The organism is Pseudomonas sp. BAV 4579, assembly GCF_009765395.1.
GTDB lineage: Bacteria > Pseudomonadota > Gammaproteobacteria > Pseudomonadales > Pseudomonadaceae > Chryseomonas > Chryseomonas aestiva.
This window is the reverse complement of sequence record NZ_WHOV01000095.1, coordinates 35,507-53,365: the sequence shown is the minus strand read 5'-3', so window position 1 is coordinate 53,365 and position 17,859 is coordinate 35,507. Positions and strand designations below refer to the sequence as shown.

At 67.6% G+C, this 17,859-nt stretch carries 19 protein-coding genes; 10 read left to right on the top strand and 9 right to left on the bottom strand.

Annotation, left to right across the window (positions count from 1 at the left end; translation table 11 throughout):
• Nucleotides 1-145 precede the first annotated feature (145 nt).
• On the top strand, nt 146-1,126 hold the full coding sequence (locus GSQ95_RS18360) for an aldo/keto reductase (RefSeq protein WP_158890579.1): 981 nt from the start codon (nt 146-148) through the stop codon (nt 1,124-1,126).
• Between the two features lie 68 nt (nt 1,127-1,194).
• On the top strand, nt 1,195-1,347 hold the full coding sequence (locus GSQ95_RS26170; protein WP_017639863.1) for a hypothetical protein: 153 nt from the start codon (nt 1,195-1,197) through the stop codon (nt 1,345-1,347).
• A 94-nt stretch (nt 1,348-1,441) separates the two neighbouring features.
• On the opposite strand, the gene GSQ95_RS18355 is transcribed toward GSQ95_RS26170, so the two are convergent.
• From GSQ95_RS18355 to GSQ95_RS18345, 3 genes are read right to left on the bottom strand one after another with little or no spacing between them, the layout of a single operon-like run.
• On the bottom strand, nt 1,442-2,416 hold the full coding sequence (locus tag GSQ95_RS18355) for a DUF3618 domain-containing protein (RefSeq protein ID WP_158890581.1): 975 nt from the start codon (nt 2,414-2,416) through the stop codon (nt 1,442-1,444).
• On the bottom strand, nt 2,413-2,826 hold the full coding sequence (locus GSQ95_RS18350) for a phage holin family protein (RefSeq protein ID WP_158890583.1): 414 nt from the start codon (nt 2,824-2,826) through the stop codon (nt 2,413-2,415). Before GSQ95_RS18350 ends, GSQ95_RS18355 begins: the two co-directional genes overlap by 4 nt.
• Complete coding sequence (locus GSQ95_RS18345; RefSeq protein WP_256664643.1) at nt 2,823-3,536, bottom strand: hypothetical protein; 714 nt, start codon at nt 3,534-3,536, stop codon at nt 2,823-2,825. The genes GSQ95_RS18350 and GSQ95_RS18345 overlap by 4 nt, the downstream gene beginning before the upstream one ends.
• Nucleotides 3,537-3,909: 373 nt before the next feature.
• Between GSQ95_RS18345 and GSQ95_RS18340 the strand changes: the two genes are divergently transcribed.
• Nucleotides 3,910-4,440 carry a Dps family protein gene (locus GSQ95_RS18340; protein WP_158890586.1) on the top strand — a complete coding sequence of 177 codons (531 nt, stop codon included), beginning with the start codon at nt 3,910-3,912 and terminating at the stop codon, nt 4,438-4,440.
• Here the strand turns inward: GSQ95_RS18340 and GSQ95_RS18335 are convergent.
• On the bottom strand, nt 4,422-5,675 hold the full coding sequence (locus tag GSQ95_RS18335; RefSeq protein WP_158890588.1) for a DNA-binding transcriptional regulator: 1,254 nt from the start codon (nt 5,673-5,675) through the stop codon (nt 4,422-4,424). The two genes, GSQ95_RS18340 and GSQ95_RS18335, sit on opposite strands and share 19 nt — an antisense overlap.
• A 184-nt stretch (nt 5,676-5,859) precedes the next feature.
• On the opposite strand from GSQ95_RS18335, the gene xylA reads away from it, so the two are divergent.
• The 4 genes from xylA to GSQ95_RS18315 all read left to right on the top strand — a co-directional run bounded on the left by xylA (nt 5,860) and on the right by GSQ95_RS18315 (nt 11,049).
• Nucleotides 5,860-7,176, top strand: a complete 1,317-nt coding sequence (xylA, locus tag GSQ95_RS18330; protein ID WP_158890590.1) for a xylose isomerase — start codon at nt 5,860-5,862, stop codon at nt 7,174-7,176.
• 115 nt (nt 7,177-7,291) lie between these two features.
• Nucleotides 7,292-8,293, top strand: a complete 1,002-nt coding sequence (gene xylF / locus GSQ95_RS18325; protein ID WP_058790933.1) for a D-xylose ABC transporter substrate-binding protein — start codon at nt 7,292-7,294, stop codon at nt 8,291-8,293.
• Nucleotides 8,294-8,356: 63 nt separating this feature from the next.
• Nucleotides 8,357-9,913, top strand: a complete 1,557-nt coding sequence (xylG, locus tag GSQ95_RS18320; RefSeq protein ID WP_158890592.1) for a D-xylose ABC transporter ATP-binding protein — start codon at nt 8,357-8,359, stop codon at nt 9,911-9,913.
• Complete coding sequence (locus GSQ95_RS18315) at nt 9,913-11,049, top strand: sugar ABC transporter permease (RefSeq protein ID WP_059313241.1); 1,137 nt, start codon at nt 9,913-9,915, stop codon at nt 11,047-11,049. The genes xylG and GSQ95_RS18315 overlap by 1 nt, the downstream gene beginning before the upstream one ends.
• Before the next feature lie 147 nt (nt 11,050-11,196).
• Here GSQ95_RS18315 and GSQ95_RS18310 read toward each other — a convergent pair whose 3' ends face one another.
• The gene (locus tag GSQ95_RS18310; RefSeq protein WP_133862013.1) at nt 11,197-11,481 is read right to left on the bottom strand and encodes a hypothetical protein; all 285 of its coding nucleotides are present in this window, start codon (nt 11,479-11,481) and stop codon (nt 11,197-11,199) included.
• A gap of 301 nt (nt 11,482-11,782) precedes the next feature.
• Between GSQ95_RS18310 and GSQ95_RS18305 the strand changes: the two genes are divergently transcribed.
• The 3 genes from GSQ95_RS18305 (at nt 11,783) to GSQ95_RS26895 (ending at nt 15,556) form a co-directional block, all read left to right on the top strand.
• Nucleotides 11,783-13,102: a Na+/H+ antiporter family protein gene (locus GSQ95_RS18305; RefSeq protein WP_158890594.1), complete on the top strand. Its 1,320-nt coding sequence runs from the start codon at nt 11,783-11,785 to the stop codon at nt 13,100-13,102.
• 70 nt (nt 13,103-13,172) lie between these two features.
• Nucleotides 13,173-14,114 carry a GNAT family N-acetyltransferase gene (locus GSQ95_RS18300; protein ID WP_158890596.1) on the top strand — a complete coding sequence of 314 codons (942 nt, stop codon included), beginning with the start codon at nt 13,173-13,175 and terminating at the stop codon, nt 14,112-14,114.
• A gap of 128 nt (nt 14,115-14,242) precedes the next feature.
• A complete protein-coding gene (locus GSQ95_RS26895) occupies nt 14,243-15,556 on the top strand; it encodes a PAS domain-containing protein (RefSeq protein WP_158890598.1) in 1,314 nt (437 codons plus the stop codon).
• 12 nt (nt 15,557-15,568) lie between these two features.
• On the opposite strand, the gene GSQ95_RS18290 is transcribed toward GSQ95_RS26895, so the two are convergent.
• The 4 genes from GSQ95_RS18290 to GSQ95_RS18275 all read right to left on the bottom strand — a co-directional run bounded on the left by GSQ95_RS18290 (nt 15,569) and on the right by GSQ95_RS18275 (nt 17,832).
• Nucleotides 15,569-15,793, bottom strand: coding sequence for a DUF2934 domain-containing protein (locus tag GSQ95_RS18290; RefSeq protein WP_158890600.1), 225 nt, complete (start codon nt 15,791-15,793; stop codon nt 15,569-15,571).
• Between the two features lie 174 nt (nt 15,794-15,967).
• Nucleotides 15,968-16,795 (bottom strand): AraC family transcriptional regulator, encoded by an 828-nt coding sequence (locus GSQ95_RS18285; protein WP_158890602.1) that lies wholly within the window; start codon nt 16,793-16,795, stop codon nt 15,968-15,970.
• Nucleotides 16,796-16,831: 36 nt separating this feature from the next.
• Nucleotides 16,832-17,143: an AzlD domain-containing protein gene (locus GSQ95_RS18280; protein ID WP_158890604.1), complete on the bottom strand. Its 312-nt coding sequence runs from the start codon at nt 17,141-17,143 to the stop codon at nt 16,832-16,834.
• Entirely contained in the window at nt 17,140-17,832 is a 693-nt protein-coding gene (locus GSQ95_RS18275) for an AzlC family ABC transporter permease (RefSeq protein ID WP_158890606.1), read from the bottom strand. The genes GSQ95_RS18280 and GSQ95_RS18275 overlap by 4 nt, the downstream gene beginning before the upstream one ends.
• Nucleotides 17,833-17,859 lie beyond the last annotated feature (27 nt).

Genomic DNA, 17,859 nt, shown 5'->3' with positions numbered 1-17,859 from the left:
GGCATTTTCGCCTTGTTTGTCTCTAGCTCGCGAGCCTTTGAACAGGCTCTAAGGGTCAAGCGTTCGTTGAGCCCTATTCAACGCCTTTTGAATTAGCCTCACAAGGCTGATCCTTCCGACTTGGCGTTCCCGCCTGGAGCTTTCCATGACTGAAACCCTACGCATCCTGGGTATCGATACCCCCGTTTCCCGCATCGCCCTTGGCACCTGGGCCATCGGTGGCTGGATGTGGGGCGGTACCGACGAAGCCCGCTCCATCGAGACTATCCGTGGCGCCGTGCAGGGCGGCATCAACCTGATCGACACGGCGCCGGTGTACGGCTTTGGCCGTTCCGAGGAAATCGTCGGCAAGGCCCTGGAAGGCATTCGCGACCAGGCGGTGATCGCCACCAAGGTGGCCCTGGAGTGGCCCAACGAAGAGGTGCGCCGCAATGCCAGCGCGGCCCGCATTCGCCAGGAGGTGGAAGACTCCCTGCGGCGTCTGCGTACCGATCGCATCGACCTCTATCAGGTGCACTGGCCCGATCCCCAGGTGCCCCACGAGGAAACCGCGCGCGAACTGGAGCGCCTGCGGCAGGCGGGCAAGATCCTCGCCATCGGTGTGAGCAATTATTCGCCCGAGCAACTGGAGGCCTTCCGCCAGTTCGCCAACCCCTCCACGGTGCAGCCGCCCTACAACCTCTTCGAACGCGCCATCGAGGCCGACGTGCTGCCCTACGCCCAGCGCCATGGCCTGGTGGTGCTAGCCTATGGCGCGCTGTGCCGCGGCCTGCTGTCCGGGCGCATGAATGCCCAGACGCGCTTCGACGGCGACGACCTGCGCCAGGGCGATCCCAAGTTCCAGGCGCCGCGCTTCGCCCAGTATCTGGCCGCGGTGGAGGCCCTGACCGCCTTTGCCCGCGAGCGCCATGGCAAGTCCATGCTGGCCCTGGCGGTGCGCTGGATCCTCGACCAGGGGCCGACCATCGCCCTCTGGGGCGCGCGCAAGCCTGAGCAACTGCAGGGCCTCGACGAAGCCTTCGGTTGGCAGCTGTCCGCCGAGGACCTGACCGCCATCGACGCCATCCTCGCCGAGCACGTCAAGGATCCGGTGGGGCCGGAATTCATGGCGCCGCCCCTGCGGTGATCGGTGCGGGCAGGGCACCCTGGCCCCACCCCGTTGCCTAATGTACTCAGCCACAAGAGGTGAGCATCATGGCCAAGCGCGACGATCTCGACCACAAGCCGGAAAACGCCGGCAAGGTCGGCGAGACCCACAAGGAACTCAATCAGGGCGGTGAAGAACAGCGCCCGCAGAACGACAAGCGCCCCGAGCAACCCAAGGAAAATCCCGATCCGGGTTACTGACAGGGGCACAAAAAGCAAAGGCGCCCGGGTGCAGACCCGGGCGCCTTTGCTGTCTATGGCCGGGGTCATCGGATGACCCCGGCAGTCTTGCCAGTCAGAAGCTGCGTGGTGGGGTGGCCATGCCGCTCTCGTCACCTACCGCTCCAGGGGTGCTGCCTGTGGCCGCGGTACGGCCGACATTCATGCCCGCGGTCGCCTGGGTGGACCCCAGGGTACTGCCAGTGCCTGCGGCGGGTGAGCCGGCCATCGACTCGACCCCGGCATCGGGATCGTTACCCAGGTTGCTGGACGAAACCCCTGCACCGCCTTGCTGGCGCCTCTCGGGACTGGCCTGGTGCGCCTCCTTCGCCACGTCCTGTCCCGCCGCCTTGAACTGCTCGTAGCCACTGCTGGCCGCCTGCTTGGCCTTGGTGGTGAGCTTGTCGCTGTGCTTGCCCAGCGCGCGATCCTCGGTCTCGGTACGCGGCAGCGAGGCCCCCAGCAGGGCGCCAAGGGCGATGCCCAGCGCACCGACCACCAGTGGCTGTTCGCGTAGCAGGGTCTCGAAGGTACCCTTGAGCTGTTGCGCCTGGTCGGCCAGGGCGTCCTTGGCGTGAGCCGCGCTATCGCTCAGCCGCTCCCCTGTCTCGGAGGCCTTGGCCGATACGCTCTCGCCCAGGCCAGTCACCTTGTCGCGCACGTCGTGACTGCCACGATTCAGGGAATCGCGGGTATGGCCCGCGCTATTGGCGACCGAGTCCAGCGCACCGGACAGCTTGTCCTTGAGCGGGGTGCCCGTGGTGGCCGGCGCCGGTGTGCGATTCTGCCCCAGCGCCAGCCACAGCAGGCCTACGGAGGTCAGCACCGCCGGAACCGGATTGGCCTTGAGGGTGTTGCTCAGGTTGTGGGCGAATTCACCGCCATGGCCCTTGGTGTAGGACAGCGCCTGGTCGAACAGCTGGCCGGGTGACAATTGGCTTTCCAGGGCCCCTACCAGGTTTTCGATGCGCTCGCGCTTTTGGTCGATCTCGCGTTCGAGCTCGTCGGGATTCTTTCTGGATTCTTGATCGATCTGATCGGTGATGCTCATTGTGCGGCCCTCCGTACGGCGTCCTTGTCCTTCTGCAGGCTGTTGACGGTGCGATCAGGGGTGAAATGGGACGGCTCGAACTGCTTCTTGCCCGACTGCAGCATGATGAAGCCGATCACCATGACCACGGCGCCCACCAGCAGGGCGGCGGCCCAGGGGGTAAGGTACTGGGAGAGGAAATAGACGATGCCCATGAGCAGCACGATGAAGCCGGCCAGCAGCACGATGGCGCCGGCCGCGACTCCGGCCACACCGGCCTTGGTGGTGCGCAGCGACTCGCCCAGCTCGGCCTTGGCCAGCGCCAGTTCCTTGGTGAACAGCGCCGGTACCTCGTGGACCAGCTGCTTGACCAGGCCGACGACCGAGGTATCGCCCTCGGCGGGACGCGGAGTGGGATTCTCATTGATCATGGCTGCTTGTCTCCGCTCAGGGTGGGACGGTCCAGATGGCTGGACGAGATGCCGGTGTTCAGGCTGCTGTCGGTACGCGCCGGGTTGATCGCCGCACCGCCGAGGGGATCGCCACTGCCGGTGGTGGTCGGCGCATGGAGGTCGGGACCCTTGGGAATGTTGTTGGTGTGGATGACGTCGGCTCCGGCCGCCGGCTCCACCAGTTCGTTTTCCGCCGCGACCGCGGGCGTGGTCAGCGAGGGCATCTCGTCGGGGCCGCTGACGCGGGAATGGCTGCCGGTGTCCGGCTGGGTGGAGGCCTTGAGAAAACGCGACAGGCCGAAGCCGATGGCGATGCTGCCGGTCAGGAACAGGGCCGGATTGTCGCGCGCCAGGGTGCCGGCCTGGTGCAGCAACTGCTCGGCGCTTTTGCCACGCAGATCCTCGGCCAGGCCGGTCAGGCTCTGCGCCATGTCGCTGACATAGTGCGCCAGGCCCAGGGTGTCCTTGTCTTCCAGTTCGTCTGCGGCCGCCTGGGCGCTTTGCGCAAGGGCACCGAGCTGGTCGGCAGCGGTGTCCCGATAGTGTTCGAAGTGGGCAGCGCCTTCTTGCTTGGCGTCTTGCACCGTGTCCTTGGCGACCTCCTTGAGGTCGTGCAGATGGGTCTCTGCCGAGTTGCCGTCCTTGGTCTGCGAGGATTGTCCCTGAGCGGGATTGAGGGGCGTCGTCATACGCGGGTACCTGTGTGCAGAACCTTGTCGTGGCCGGCAGAGAGTTCTCGGCGACCGTTCGTGTGCCTTGCCTTTTAGGTGACCGGGCGCAATGAGCAGCAGTTCTCACGCGGCGTCGGTTTGGCGGCAAAGCAGACAAACGGTTTTACCTACAGGGGTAGCTACAAGCGCAACGGCCGCGGCAGGAGAAGGCCTCTGGGGCGGGCAATGAAACGCAGTCGCAACAGGGGCAACCATTCGTCATGCCCAGGGTGGCGATAGGCAAATTCGATGAACGATTTTTCGTCCGGTGCGGTCGATTTCTGCAGACGTTGATGTTCGCGACAACCAGGCGAACCCCTTTTTCTCTTCACGTCCTGACAGGAGATCTCTCATGGCCGTTGCCAATGCCAAGCAAGAACTCAAGACCGTTTCCAGCGTCAAGCAGAAGGCCCACCAGGGCGAAGACGCCACCCTGCAGAACCAGCAGGCCGTAGGCGAAGCCCTGGCCGTGCTGCTGTCCGATGTCTTCGCGCTGTACATCAAGACTAAGAACTACCACTGGCACATGAAGGGTTCGCATTTCCGCGACTACCACCTGCTGCTGGACGAGCAGGCTGCCCAGCTGTACGGCATCACCGACCTGATCGCCGAGCGTGCCCGTAAGATCGGCCAGCCCACCGTGCGCTCCCTGGAGCAGATGGTGCAACTCAAGCGCCTGGCCAGCAGCGATGCCACCGATCTGTCGGCGGACCAGATGCTGACCGAGCTGCACGACGACAACCAGTCGCTGGCCGCCTACATGCGTACCACCCACACCCTGACCGACGACGCCAATGACGTCTCCACCACCAGCCTGCTGGAAGAGTGGATCGACCAGGCCGAAGAACGCGCCTGGTTCCTGGGTCAGACCGTCGGCAAATAAGCCGCGGCCGCTACCTGAAAGCCCGTCTCCGGACGGGCTTTTTCATGGGCGCTCACCAGGGGTTTGGGATCTGACTGGTACTGCCGTGGCGTGCAGCCGAACTCCCGGCGAAACACCGCGTGCAGGTACTGCGCCGAGGTGAAACCGCAACGTCGGGCGACCTCGGCCAGGCTCGGGGCCTCTTCCTGCAGCGCCACGGCCGCGGCGGCCAGCTTGAAGCCGAGAATCTCGTCGTGGACGCTGCGCCCCAGTTCGCGGCGAAAGGACGTCTCCAGGGCCGAGCGGGAGATGCCGACATAGCTGGCCACCTGCTCGGTCTTGATGCCCTGGCAGGCGTACTGGCGGATGAAGTGCAGGGCGCGCATCACCTGGGGATGCCGCACCGGCTGGTGGCGACTGGAGGCCTGGACGTTGATGCCCTCCGGCGGGATCAGCACCCGAGGCGCCCCCAGTTCGACGCCGTGCAGGCGCTGGTGCAGCAGTCGCGCCGCCTCCCGGCCGATGGCCTCGGTCCCCTGGATCACCGAGGTCAGGGGGACGCGGGTCAGGGTGCGCGCCAGTGGATCGTTGTCGATGCCCACCAGCGCCACCTGTTCCGGCACCGGGATGCCGGCCGTGAAGCAGGCCTGCAGGAGTTGCCGCGCCCGGGCGTCGGTGACGGCGAGGATGCCCACCGGTTTGGGCAGGGCTTCCAGCCAGGCGATCAGCTGTTCCACCGCCGTATCCCACAGCGGCGCGCTGGTCTCTAGGCCGCGATAGATCTCCACCGGCAGGCCGTCGCGGCGAAGCAGGGCGGCAAAGGCCGCCTCGCGCTCGCCGGCCCAGCGATTGGTGTCGGCGGCGGGCAGGCTGAAGCAGGCGAAGCGGGTCAGCCCGGATTCGATCAGGTGGTCATAGGCCAGGCGCACCAGGGCGGCGTTGTCGGTGGCCACGTAGGGAATGCCGGGCGGGTAGTCGGTCGGGGCCGCGTAGGAGCCGCCGACGGCCACCACCGGCAGCGCGCTGTGGGTCAGGGCGGCGCTCACCGCCGGGTCGTCGAAGTCGGCGATGATGCCGTCGCCCTGCCAGCGCTCGATGCCCTTGAGCCGACAGAGGAAGTCCTCTTCGAGGAACAGATCCCAGCGCGCCCGGGTGCCGCTCAGGTAGTTGCCGATGCCGGTGAGGATGCCTCTGTCGTAGATCTTGCTGCCGTTGAACAGCAGGGCGACGCGGTGGACGGGCGGCTGGCTGGGCATGGCGGGGTTCCGGCAGGAGGCGCGGGCGGGGCTCCAGACTACGACCGGCGAGCCCACCTCTCAAGCGGCAAAATCGCACCTGGCTCTGGTGATTTTCACAATAGGCAGCCCGGGTGGCGGCGCTACCATCGACGCAAACCGGTACGCCGTATCGGGTGCGACAGATAAGAACAAGGACAACGCCATGGCTTATTTCCCCAATGTCGAGAAGGTCCGCTACGCCGGGCCCGACAGCGATTCTCCGCTTGCCTTCCGCCACTACGAAGCCGACCGACTGGTCATGGGCAAGCCCATGCGCGAGCACCTGCGCATGGCGGTCTGCTACTGGCACACCTTCGTCTGGCCGGGTAGCGATGTCTTCGGTCAGGGCACCTTCCAGCGGCCCTGGCAGGCAGCGGGTTCGCCCCTGGAGCAGGCCCGCGCCAAGGCCACCGCCGCCTTCGAGTTCTTCAGCAAGCTGGGCGTGGACTACTACTGCTTCCACGACACCGACGTCGCCCCCGAAGGCGCCAATTTCACCGAGTACCGCGAGAACTTCGCCCGCCTGGTGGACGATCTGGAACGCCACCAGAGCGAGTCCGGCCTCAAGCTGCTGTGGGGCACCGCCAACTGCTTCAGCCACCCGCGCTATGCCGCCGGCGCCGCCAGCAACCCCGATCCGGAAGTCTTCGCCTGCGCCGCCACCCAGGTCTGCACGGCGATGAACGCCACCCACCGCCTGGGCGGCGAGAATTATGTGCTGTGGGGCGGCCGCGAAGGCTACGAGACCCTGCTCAACACCGACCTTAAGCGCGAGCGCGAGCAACTCGGCCGCTTCATGCGCATGGTGGTGGAGCACAAGCACCGCATCGGCTTCCAGGGCGATCTGCTGATCGAGCCCAAGCCCCAGGAGCCCACCAAGCACCAGTACGACTATGACGTGGCCACCGTCTTCGGCTTCCTGCAGCAGTTTGGGCTGGAGAAGGAGATCAAGGTCAACATCGAGGCCAACCACGCGACCCTCGCCGGGCACAGCTTCCAGCACGAGATCGCCAGCGCCGTGGCCCTCGCCGTGTTCGGCAGCATCGACGCCAACCGCGGCGATCCGCAGAACGGCTGGGACACCGACCAGTTCCCCAACAGCGTCGAGGAGATGACCCTGGCGATCTACGAGATCCTCAAGGGCGGCGGCTTTACCCGCGGCGGCTTCAACTTCGACGCCAAGGTGCGGCGCCAGAGCCTGGACGACGTCGACCTGTTCCATGGCCACGTGGCGGCCATGGACGCCCTGGCGCTGTCGCTGGAACGCGCCGCGGCGCTCTTGCAGGACGATCCCCTGGGCAAGTTCAAGGCCGAGCGTTATGCCGGCTGGGATCAGACCCTGGGTCAGCGCATCCTCGGTGGCCAGCTGAGCCTGGAACAACTGGCCGAACACACCTTCAGCCAGGGTCTGGCGCCCCAGCCGGTGAGCGGTCGCCAGGAGCTGCTCGAAGGCGTGGTCAACCGTTACCTGTACCGCTAGCGATCGCGAGCGGGTCGGCAGAAAAGCCCGCCCGACCCGCTTGTGCAAGTGCGCTGAATCGTTACACTCAAATCCGTTCTCTCGCTCCACAACAACAATAACCAAGGACGCCACCATGACTTTCAAGACGACCCTGCTCGCCGGTCTGCTCGCCCTGTGCACCACCGGTTTCGCCCAGGCCGACGCCCAGCATCCCAAGATCGGTTTCTCCATCGACGACCTGCGCCTGGAGCGCTGGGCCCGTGACCGCGACTACTTCGTCGCCGCCGCCGAGCAACTTGGCGCCAAGGTCTATGTGCAATCCGCCGACGCCAACGAGCAGCGCCAGCTGTCGCAGATCGAGAACCTGATCTCCCGCGGCGTGGATGCCATCGTCATCGTGCCGTTCAACGCCACGGTGCTGAACAACGTGGTGGCCGAGGCCAAGAAGGCCGGGGTCAAGGTGATCTCCTACGACCGGCTGATCCTCAACGCCGACATCGACGCCTATATCTCCTTCGATAACGAGAAGGTCGGCGAGATGCAGGCCGGTGGCGTGCTCAAGGCCCAGCCCAAGGGCAACTTCTTCCTGCTCGGCGGCGCGCCCACCGACAACAACGCCAAGATCCTTCGCCAGGGCCAGATGAAGGTCCTGCAGCCGGCCATCGACAAGGGCGACGTCAAGATCGTCGGCCAGCAGTGGGTCAAGGAGTGGAACCCGACCGAGGCCCTGGCCATCGTCGAGAACGCCCTGACCGCCAACGACAACAAGATCGACGGCATCGTCGCCTCCAACGACGCCACCGCCGGCGGCGCCATCCAGGCCCTGGCCGCGCAGAAGCTGGCCGGCAAGGTCGCCGTGTCCGGTCAGGACGCCGACCTCGCCGCCATCAAGCGGGTGATCGCCGGGACCCAGACCATGACCGTCTACAAGCCGCTCAAGCTGATCGCCTCCGAGGCGGCCAAGCTGTCGGTGCAACTGGTGCGCAACGAGAAGCCGGCCTTCAACTCCAGCTACGACAACGGCACCAAGAAGGTCGACACCCTGCTGCTCACCCCCACCGAGCTGACCAAGGCCAACGTCGACCTGCTGGTCAAGGACGGCTTCTACACCCAGGCCCAGATCGACGGCAAATAACCACTGGCCACCGGCTGGCCGTCTGACGCCTGGCGTCGGGCGGCCCCTGGGCAAGGAGCGGCCATGGCCGACTATCTGCTGGAAATGCACGGCATCGCCAAGAGCTTTGGCGGGGTGCGGGCGCTGGACGGCATCGATCTCAAGGTGCGTCCGGGCGAATGCGTAGGGCTGTGCGGCGAGAACGGCGCCGGCAAGTCCACCCTGATGAAGGTCCTGTCGGCGGTCTATCCCCACGGCACCTGGGAAGGCGAGATCCGCTGGGACGGGCGTCCGCTGGAAGCCCAGTCCATCGCCGAATCCGAGGCGGCCGGCATCGTCATCATCCACCAGGAACTGACCCTGGTACCCGATCTGTCCGTGGCCGAGAACATCTTCATGGGCCACGAACCGCGCCGCTTCGGCGGGCGGCTGGACTACCCGACCATGCTGCAGCGCTCGGCCGAGCTGATGCGCCGGCTCAAGGTGCCGGACATGAACGTGGCCCTGCCGGTGTCCCAGTACGGCGGCGGTCTGCAGCAACTGGTGGAGATCGCCAAGGCGCTGAACAAGAACGCCCGGCTACTGATCCTCGACGAACCGACCTCGGCGCTCACCACCTCCGAGATCGCCGTGCTGCTGGACATCATCCGCGACCTCAAGGCCCAGGGCGTGGCCTGCGTCTACATCTCGCACAAGCTCGACGAGGTGGCGGCCATCTGCGACACCATCACGGTGATCCGCGACGGCAAGCACATCGCCACCACCCCCATGGCCGAGATGGACATCGACCGCATCATCACCCAGATGGTCGGCCGCGCCATGACCAATCTCTATCCGCAGATCCCCCACCAGATCGGCGAGGTGATCTTCGAGGCGCGCCGCTTCACCTGCCTGGACGTCGACAATCCCCAGCGCAAGCGCGTCGACGACGTCTCCTTCGCCGTGCGCGCCGGCGAGATCCTCGGCATCGCCGGGCTAGTGGGCGCCGGGCGCACCGAACTGGTCTCGGCCATCTTCGGTGCCTACGACGGCCGCTACGAGGGCGAGGTCTGGCTCAATGGCCAGCGCATCGACACCCGCACCCCGCTGAAATCCATCCGCGCCGGCCTCTGCCTGGTACCGGAGGATCGCAAGCGCCAGGGCATCATCCCCGACCTGGGCGTGGGCTCGAACATCACCCTCACGGTGCTGGACAGATTCGCCCACCTGAGTCGCATCGACAGCGAGGCGGAACTGTCCTGCATCGACACCGAGATTGCCCGGCTGCAACTCAAGACCAGCAGCCCCTTCCTGCCCATCACCGGCCTCTCCGGCGGCAACCAGCAGAAGGCGGTGCTCGCCAAGATGCTGCTGGCGCGACCCAAGGTGCTGATCCTCGACGAGCCCACCCGCGGCGTCGACGTCGGCGCCAAGTTCGAGATCTACCGGCTGATCGGCCTGCTCGCGGCGGAGGGCGTGGCCATCGTCATGGTCTCCTCGGAGCTGGCCGAGGTGCTCGGCGTCTCCGACCGGGTACTGGTGCTCGGCGAAGGCCGGCTGCGCGGCGATTTCCCCAATGAGAATCTGACCCAGGAGCGGGTACTGGCCGCGGCCCTGGGCACCACCGAACGGGCGGTCGCCCAAGCCCGGGAGCACTTCTGATGCACGCCGTGAAACAGCTGTTCACCCGTTACAAGATGCTCGCCCTGCTGATCGCCGTGGCCCTGATCTGGCTGTTCTTCAGCTGGCAGACCGAAGGCGGCTTCGTTACCCCGCGCAACCTCTCCAACCTGCTGCGGCAGATGTCCATCACCGGCATTCTCGCCTGCGGCATGGTGCTGGTGATCATCGCCGGCGAGATCGACCTCTCGGTGGGCTCGCAACTCGGCCTGCTCGGCGGGGTGGCGGCGATCCTCGACGTCACCTACCACGTGCCCCTGCCGATCACCCTGCTGGCGGTGGCCGCCGGCGGTCTGCTGATCGGCCTGATCAACGGCTACCTCAGTGCCTATCGGGGGATACCGTCGTTCATCGTCGGCCTCGGCGGCATGCTGGCCTTTCGCGGGGTGCTGCTCGGTCTCACCGGCGGCGTCACCGTGGCCCCGGTGTCGCCGGAGCTGGTCTACCTCGGCCAGGGCTATCTGCCGCCGGTGGTGGGCAGCGTCCTGGGCGTGCTGCTGTTCGCGGTGGCCGTGGTGCTGACCTGGCGCCAGCGCAGCAAGCGCAAGACCCTCGGCCTCGCCCTGGCGCCGCTGTGGCGCGACGTGCTGCGGGTGGTGGTGATCGGCGTGGTGCTGGTGGCCTTCATCCAGACCCTCAACCGCTACGATGGCATCCCGGTGCCGGTGCTGATCCTGCTGGTGCTGCTCGGGGTGTTCAGCTACATCACCAGCCAGACGGTATTCGGCCGGCGCATCTATGCGGTGGGCAGCAACCTGGAAGCCACGCGGCTGTCGGGTATCAACGTCCAGGCGATCAAGCTCGGCATCTTCGGCCTGATGGGCGTGATGTGCGCCCTGGCCGGTCTGGTCAACACCGCCCGCCTGGCCGCCGGCTCGCCCTCGGCCGGCACCATGGGCGAACTGGACGCCATCGCCGCCTGCTTCATCGGTGGCACCTCCATGCGCGGCGGCTCGGGCACCGTCTACGGCGCCCTGCTCGGCGCCCTGGTGATCGCCAGCCTGGACAACGGCATGTCCATGCTCGACGTGGACAGCTACTGGCAGATGATCGTCAAGGGCAGCATCCTGGTCCTGGCGGTCTGGGTCGACGTCAGCACCCGCACCAGCCGGCGCTGAGCGGCATGGCCAGGGGTGGATGAGATTGCGCCGTCATCCACCCCTGGCCAGAGCCCCCACCTTACTCCGAGTGACCCCCTCTCCCTCTGGGAGAGGGCCGGGGTGAGGGCGACTCAGCCAACGCTCAATCCCCCTGGCCAACTCCTCTCAGCTCTCGAACCGCTGCACCCGCGGACCCCGCTGGCGCAGGTCGGCGAGGCTTGCCGGGCTGAGGGTGCCGAGCGCCCGGTCGAGATCGCGCTGCAGATCCTTGATCACCGTGGCCAGGGTGGCCGTGCATTCCAGGCTGCACAGGGGAATCGCCTTGGTGACCGTGACCGCGCGGGCCGTGTCGGTGACGGTGAACAGCAGGGTGCGATCGGCGCGCCGCGGGACGGCCAGGCAGGAGTGCGGACTGAAGGCGGTGATCAACATGTCGATGGCGTCTTGCATGGGCCGTTCATCCTTGGCGTGACCGGAGAAGCGTCCGCGTCAGACGCCCCCGGGCGCTGAAAGGTTCATTCCAGAGCGCTGGCGTGGGTATGAAGCTGTCCTGCGCGCGGGATCGCTCGGCGGCGGAACGCCTGCCGGCTGTCCCTCGGCCGCGACCGGCAGTCCCCACCGGGAGGATTCCAGGCGCAGCCCGGCCCGGCTGCTGTGGACACGCGGGACGCCGCGCCATCCATCCCGCGCCTTTGACGCCCGCGCCGGGCTGCGGCAGAGTGCGCGCCCTTTTGGTGGTGCGGAGTCGGCGATGAATGCGGTGGTGGTGGCGGTAGGACTCATGCTGATGCTGAGTCTGGCCCGGGTGCATGTGGTGGTGGCGATGATCGCCGGGGCGGTGGCCGGTGGCCTGGTCGGCGGCCTGGGCCTGGAAGGCACCCTGCTGGCCTTCAACGCCGGCCTGGGCAATGGCGCCAAGGTGGCGCTCTCCTATGCGCTGCTGGGCGCCTTCGCCGTGGCCATCAGCCAGTCGGGGCTGGCGCACATGCTGGCCGATCGCGCCCTGGCGCTGATGGAGCGGCAGGCCAGCCAGGGCGGCCGCTCGCTGCGCTGGGCGCTGCTCGGCCTGCTGCTGGCGGTGTCCATCGCCTCGCAGAACATCCTGCCCATCCACATCGCCTTCATCCCGCTGCTGGTGCCGCCGCTGCTCTATGTGCTGACGCGCCTGGAGCTGGATCGCCGGCGGCTGTCCTGCGTCATGACCTTCGGCTTGATCGCCCCCTACATGTTCCTGCCGGTGGGCTTCGGCAGCCTCTATCTGCACGACATCCTGCTGGCCAGCGTGGCCCGCGCTGGCGTCGACGTCAGCGGCGTGGACCCCAGTCGCGCCATGCTGCTGCCGGCCCTGGGCATGGTGGTCGGCCTGCTGCTGGCGGTCTCTGTCAGTTATCGCCGGCCGCGCCGCTACGACCTCAACCTGGTGGCGCGCACCGAGCGGGCCGACCGCCCCTACAACGGCCGCACCCTGCTGGTGGCGCTGGTCGCCGTGATCGCCGCCTTTGGCGTGCAGCTCTGGCTGGACTCCATGATCCTCGGTGCCCTGGTCGGCTTCGTGGTCTTCACCGCCACCGGCGTGGTGCGCTGGCGCGAGGCGGACGACCTGTTCAGCGAAGGCGCGAAGATGATGGCGGTGATCGGCTTCATCATGCTCACCGCCGGCGGCTTCGCCGAGGTGCTGACCGCCACCGGCCAGATCAAGGACCTGGCCGCCACCGCCGCCGGCCTGATCGGTGACAACCGCGCCCTGGGCGCGCTGCTGCTCCTGTTGCTGGGCATGCTGGTGACCCTGGGCATCGGCTCGTCCTTTTCCAGCGTGCCCATCCTCGCCGCCATCCTGGGGCCGCTGTGCCTGCACCTGGGCTTTTCGCCGCTGGCCATCGTCTGCCTGATCGGCACCGCCGGCGCCCTGGGCGACTCGGGTTCGCCAGCCTCGGATTCCACCCTGGGCCCCACCTCGGGGCTCAACGTGGACGGCCAGCACAGCCATATCTGGGACACCGTGGTGCCGTCCTTCCTGCATTTCAGCCTGCCGATGCTGCTGTTCGGCTGGGCGGCGGTGCTGCTGCTGTAACCGGCGATTGCCGGCCGGGCGCAAAGCCCCGGCCGGGCGGGTCCAAGGCCTACAGCCCAGGAGCCGCCCCATGTCCAGCCCCACCTTCAGTGTCGAACCCCTCACCGCCGCCGACCTGCCGGCCACCACCGAGGTGGTGCGCCTGGCGTTCGCCACCTGGATGGGCGCCGCCGAACCGGGCGAATTCTGGAATGACCGCGACTATGTGCGCAGTCGCTTCGCCGCGCCCCACACCGCCTGGTTCAAGGCCCTCGACGGCGAGCGCCTGGTCGGCGCCGTCTGCGTCACCCGCTGGGGGCGTCACGGCATCCTCGGGCCGCTGGCGGTGCACCCGGACTACTGGGACGCCAAGGTGGCCAAGGCGCTGATGGGCGCCGCGGTCGAGCAGCTCGACGCCTGGCAGCTGGTGCATGCCGGACTCTTCACCTTTCCCGACAGTCCGCGGCACCTGGGGCTCTACCAGGGCTTCGGCTTCTGGCCGCAGACCCTGACCGCGGTGATGGGGCGGCCGCTGCAGGCGCAGCCGGCGACGCCGGCGCTGCGCCTTTCCCTGGCGGCCGAGCCCGACCGGCTGCTGGCCGCCTGCGCCGAACTGGGCCGGGCCAATGCGCCAGGGCTGGATGTCTCCGCCGAGATGGCCGCGGTACGTGAACAGCAGCTCGGCGAGAGTCTGCTGCTGCAGGACGCGCAGGGCCGGGCGGAGGGCTTCGCCGTCTGCCATTTCGGGCCCCACAGCGAGGCGGGCACCGGGGTCTGCTATGTGAAGTGCGCGGCGGTCCTGCCCGGTACGGGGGCGGAGGCGCGCTTCGCCCGGCTGATCGCCGCCTGCGATGTCCTGGCCCGGGACCATGGCCAGCAGCGCCTGCTGGCCGGCGTCAACACCGCCCGCCTGGGGGCCTACCGCTGGCTGCTGGCGGAAGGGTTTCGCAGCGAGATCCTGGGCATCACCCTGCACCGGGGCGAAGCCCATTACGATCATCCCGAGGTCTGGCTGCTGGACGACTGGCGCTAGCCGAACGGCAGCGCGGCGGTCGTGAAAAAAGGCTCTGGGCTGGGCTAAAGAGCGAAGCGGCGAGGCCGATACAGGGACTCGGATCGCGCGCAGCCCTTGCCGCGGCTGCTCCCTCTGAGGATTCGATCATGGCCTTGCTCAAGCACTACTCGATCATGCGCGCGCTGGATGTCCTGGCCGCGGCGACGGAGACCGCCACCCCTCTGGCCGAGAGCGGCAGCTTCCAGGGCGATCCTGCCCTGGCACGCCTGGCCAAGGGGCTGCAGGCGCTGCTGATACAGCAGCGGGAATTGCAGCAGCAGGTGCAGACGCTGAGTCAGGACAATGCCACCCTGACAGCGCGCATGGCCGAAAGCGAGACGCTGGCCAAGCGCCTGGGGACCCGCTTCGAGCTGGTCAGCCAGGGTTCCAGCGAAGGCCTCTGGGACATGGAGGTGGTGGCCGGCGATCCGGTCAATCCGCGCAACGCCTTCTGGTGGTCGGATCAGTTCCGCGCCATGCTCGGCTTTCGCGATGAACGCGATTTTCCCAGCGAACTCGGCAGCTGGGCCAAGCGCCTGCATCCGGAGGACAGCGCCTGGGTGCTGGACGCCTTTGCCGCCCACATGAAGGATCGCAGCGGTCAGACCCCCTTCGACGTCCAGTACCGCATCGCCCTGAAGTCCGGCGAATACCGCTGGATGCGCGCCACCGGCGCCACCCTGCGCGACGAGCGCGGCGTACCGCTGCGGGTGGCTGGCTCCCTGCGCGACATCCATGACCAGCGCCTGCGCGATCAGGAACTGGACGTCACACTGACCCGTTTCGAGTTGGCGCGGGAGATGCTCAACGACGGCCTCTGGGACATGGAGGTGATCGCCGGCGATCCGCTCAATCCCAGGAATCCCTTCTGGTGGTCGCCGCAATTTCGCCACCTACTCGGTTACGAGACCGTCCAGGAATTTCCCGATGTGCTGGACAGCTGGGCCTCGCGCCTCTACCCGGAAGACCGCGAGCGGGTACTGGAGGCCTTCGGTGCCCACATCAATGACCGCAGCGGCCGCACCGGCTTCGATATCACCTATCGCCTGGTGCTGAAGAACAACGAGGTGCGCTGGTTCCGCGCCCGTGGCCAGACCCGGCGCACCGCCGATGGCACCCCGCTGCGGGTTGTGGGGGCATTGGCCGATGTCCATGCCCTGCACGAGCAGGAATCCCTACGCGGCAACCAGGAAGACCAGCACCGCACCATGGAAGAGAACCTGCAGAAGGTGACTGAGATCGTCGGCTCCATCCAGGGCATCGCCGCCCAGACCAACCTGCTGGCGCTCAATGCCGCCATCGAGGCCGCCCGCGCCGGTGAAGCCGGCCGTGGCTTCGCCGTGGTGGCGGACGAGGTACGCAAGCTGGCCACGCGCACCTCGGAGGCCACCCAGCGGGCGGCCGACATGATCCGCAAGTAAGAGCGCCTGGCTTCAGGCGTCGCCCGCGGTCGCCTTCTTGCGCGACCGGCTGCACGGCTTGGGGGCCGGCGGGGCGACGCTGCTCTGGAGGCCGCCGACCTGGTTCAGGTTGTCGTCGGGCTGGTCTTCCAGTTCCCGGTTGGCCTGAAACCAGTGCTCGAAATCCTGGCCATGGGGACGACCTTCGCGCTCCCAGATTTCATAGGCGCGCTGGCGGATGCGTTCTTCCAGTGTCATACCGGTAACTCCAAAGGGGCAGGGGAGAGCGGCCGGCAGCTCCGGCGCTCTTCCTGACTAGGCCCGGGGCGACCGCGAAAAGTTTCTCCGGCGCTCCGGTCAGCCAGGCCTCGTTACCGCTTGCAGGGCTCTGGCACGCCGCTTCGGCGGCTGGGACCGTTCGTCGGTGTCCGGCTAGCCGTGCCAGGCGCGGCGATAGGCACCCGGTGCCACCCCGTAGGCCTGCTTGAGCTGGCGCGTGAGATGGCTCTGGTCGGCGAAGCCCAGTTGCAGGGCCACTTCCAGCGGGGCCCAGCCGGCCCGCAGCAGGCCCTGGGCACGGGTCAGGCGCTGCTGCTTGAGCCAGGCGTGGGGCGGCAGGCCCGTCGCCCGGCGGAACACCCGCAGGAAATGAAAGGGCGACAGCCCCACGGCCTGGGCCAGTTCTTCGAGGCTGGGCGGTTGCTGCAACCGCTGGCCGAGCAGTTCGCGGGCGCGCTGCACCGCCGGGGGTTCGCGGCCCGGCTGCGGGATGGCTCCCAGGCAGGCGTGGCGGCCGAACAGCAACAGCAGCGCCTCACGCCAGGCGGTCTGCTGCTCCAGCGCCTCGGCGCCATGGTCGGCCAACCGATGCAGCTGGCTGAAGGCCGCACCTACCTGGGGATCATGCAGCACGCTGGTGGCGAAGGCCGGAGTAGCGTCCAGCGGGCGTCCCAGTTCGGCGAAGACCGGCGTCAGCTGCGCCAGCGTCGGATAGAAGCCGCGGTACTGCCAGCCTTCCTCGACCGCCGTCGCGCCGGTGTGCAACTCGTCCGGATTGATCAGCACCATGCTGCCGGCCGCGGCGAGGTGCTCGGCACCGCGGTGGCGAAAGCGCTGGGCGCCGCGCTCGATCACGGTGAACACATAGCCTTCGTGCACATGGGGCGCGAAGCGCTGGCGGCGATAGCGGGCGTGCAGCAGCTCGACGCCGCCCAGCCCGCGGGCCGACCAGAGGCGGGCATTTTCCTGTTGTCCGTTCATGGCTCTCTCGTGGCACCGATCGGGTCCACCCTGGCGCTAGAGGAGCCAGCGTAGCAGGTAGAACACGCCCATGCTGAGGATCACCGTGGTCAGCACCCGCCGCGTCCAGAGCATCAGCCCCACGGCGGTCAGGGCCGCCAGCGGGTAGGGATCGACCAGGGTGGCGGCCAGCGAGGTTTCGCCGGAGAACAGGATGGGGCCGCAGATGGCGGTGAGCATCCCGGGCACGGCGAATTCCAGGAAGGTGCGCAGATTGCGTCCCAGGCGCAGCGGCAGGCGCGGTTCGAGAAAGAGATAGCGATTGCAGAAGACCAGGACGGCCATGCCGAGCACGGTGGCAAGGATCATGGCAGGCGCTCCCGCAGGCGGCGCACCCCGAAGCCCACACTCATTCCCGCCAGGCCGCCCAGCACCAGGGCGCCCTGCCATTGCAGGTGATGCAGCCATACCGACACCAGCAGCGCGATGAGCACGCAGGCCACGGTGGCCAGGTCGCGTACCAGGGGCACCACCAGGGCAATGAAGGTGGCGGCGATGGAGAAGTCCAGGCCCAGGGCGCCCAGATTGGGCAGCACCCGCCCCAGCAGCAGCCCGGCCAGGGTAAAGAGATTCCACAGCAGATAGAAACTCAGGCCCATGCCCAGGGCACGCCAGCGGTCGAAGCCGGCCGGTTGCTCGGCATGGTTCAGGGCGAAGAATTCGTCGGTGAGCAGAAAGCCGAAACCCAGCCGCCAGGGTAGCGGCTGAGGCGCCAGGACACGTCTCAGGTGCAGGCCATAGAGCAGGTGCTGGGAGGTCAGCAGCAGGGTGGTCAGCAGGATGGCGGCGAGACCCGCGCCGGCCTTGAGCATGCCCAGGGCCACCAGTTGCGCCGCCCCGGCGAACACCAGCAGGGAAAAGGCCTGGCCTTCCAGCACGCTGAGTCCGGTCTCGATGGCCAGGGCGCCGACCAGGATGCCCCAGGGCGCGCAGGCCAGCGACAGCGGCATGATCTGCCAGGCGCCCTGGAGAAAGGCGCGGCGGCGGGAAGCGGTCATCGGCAGGGCTCCGGAAGGCAGGGGATG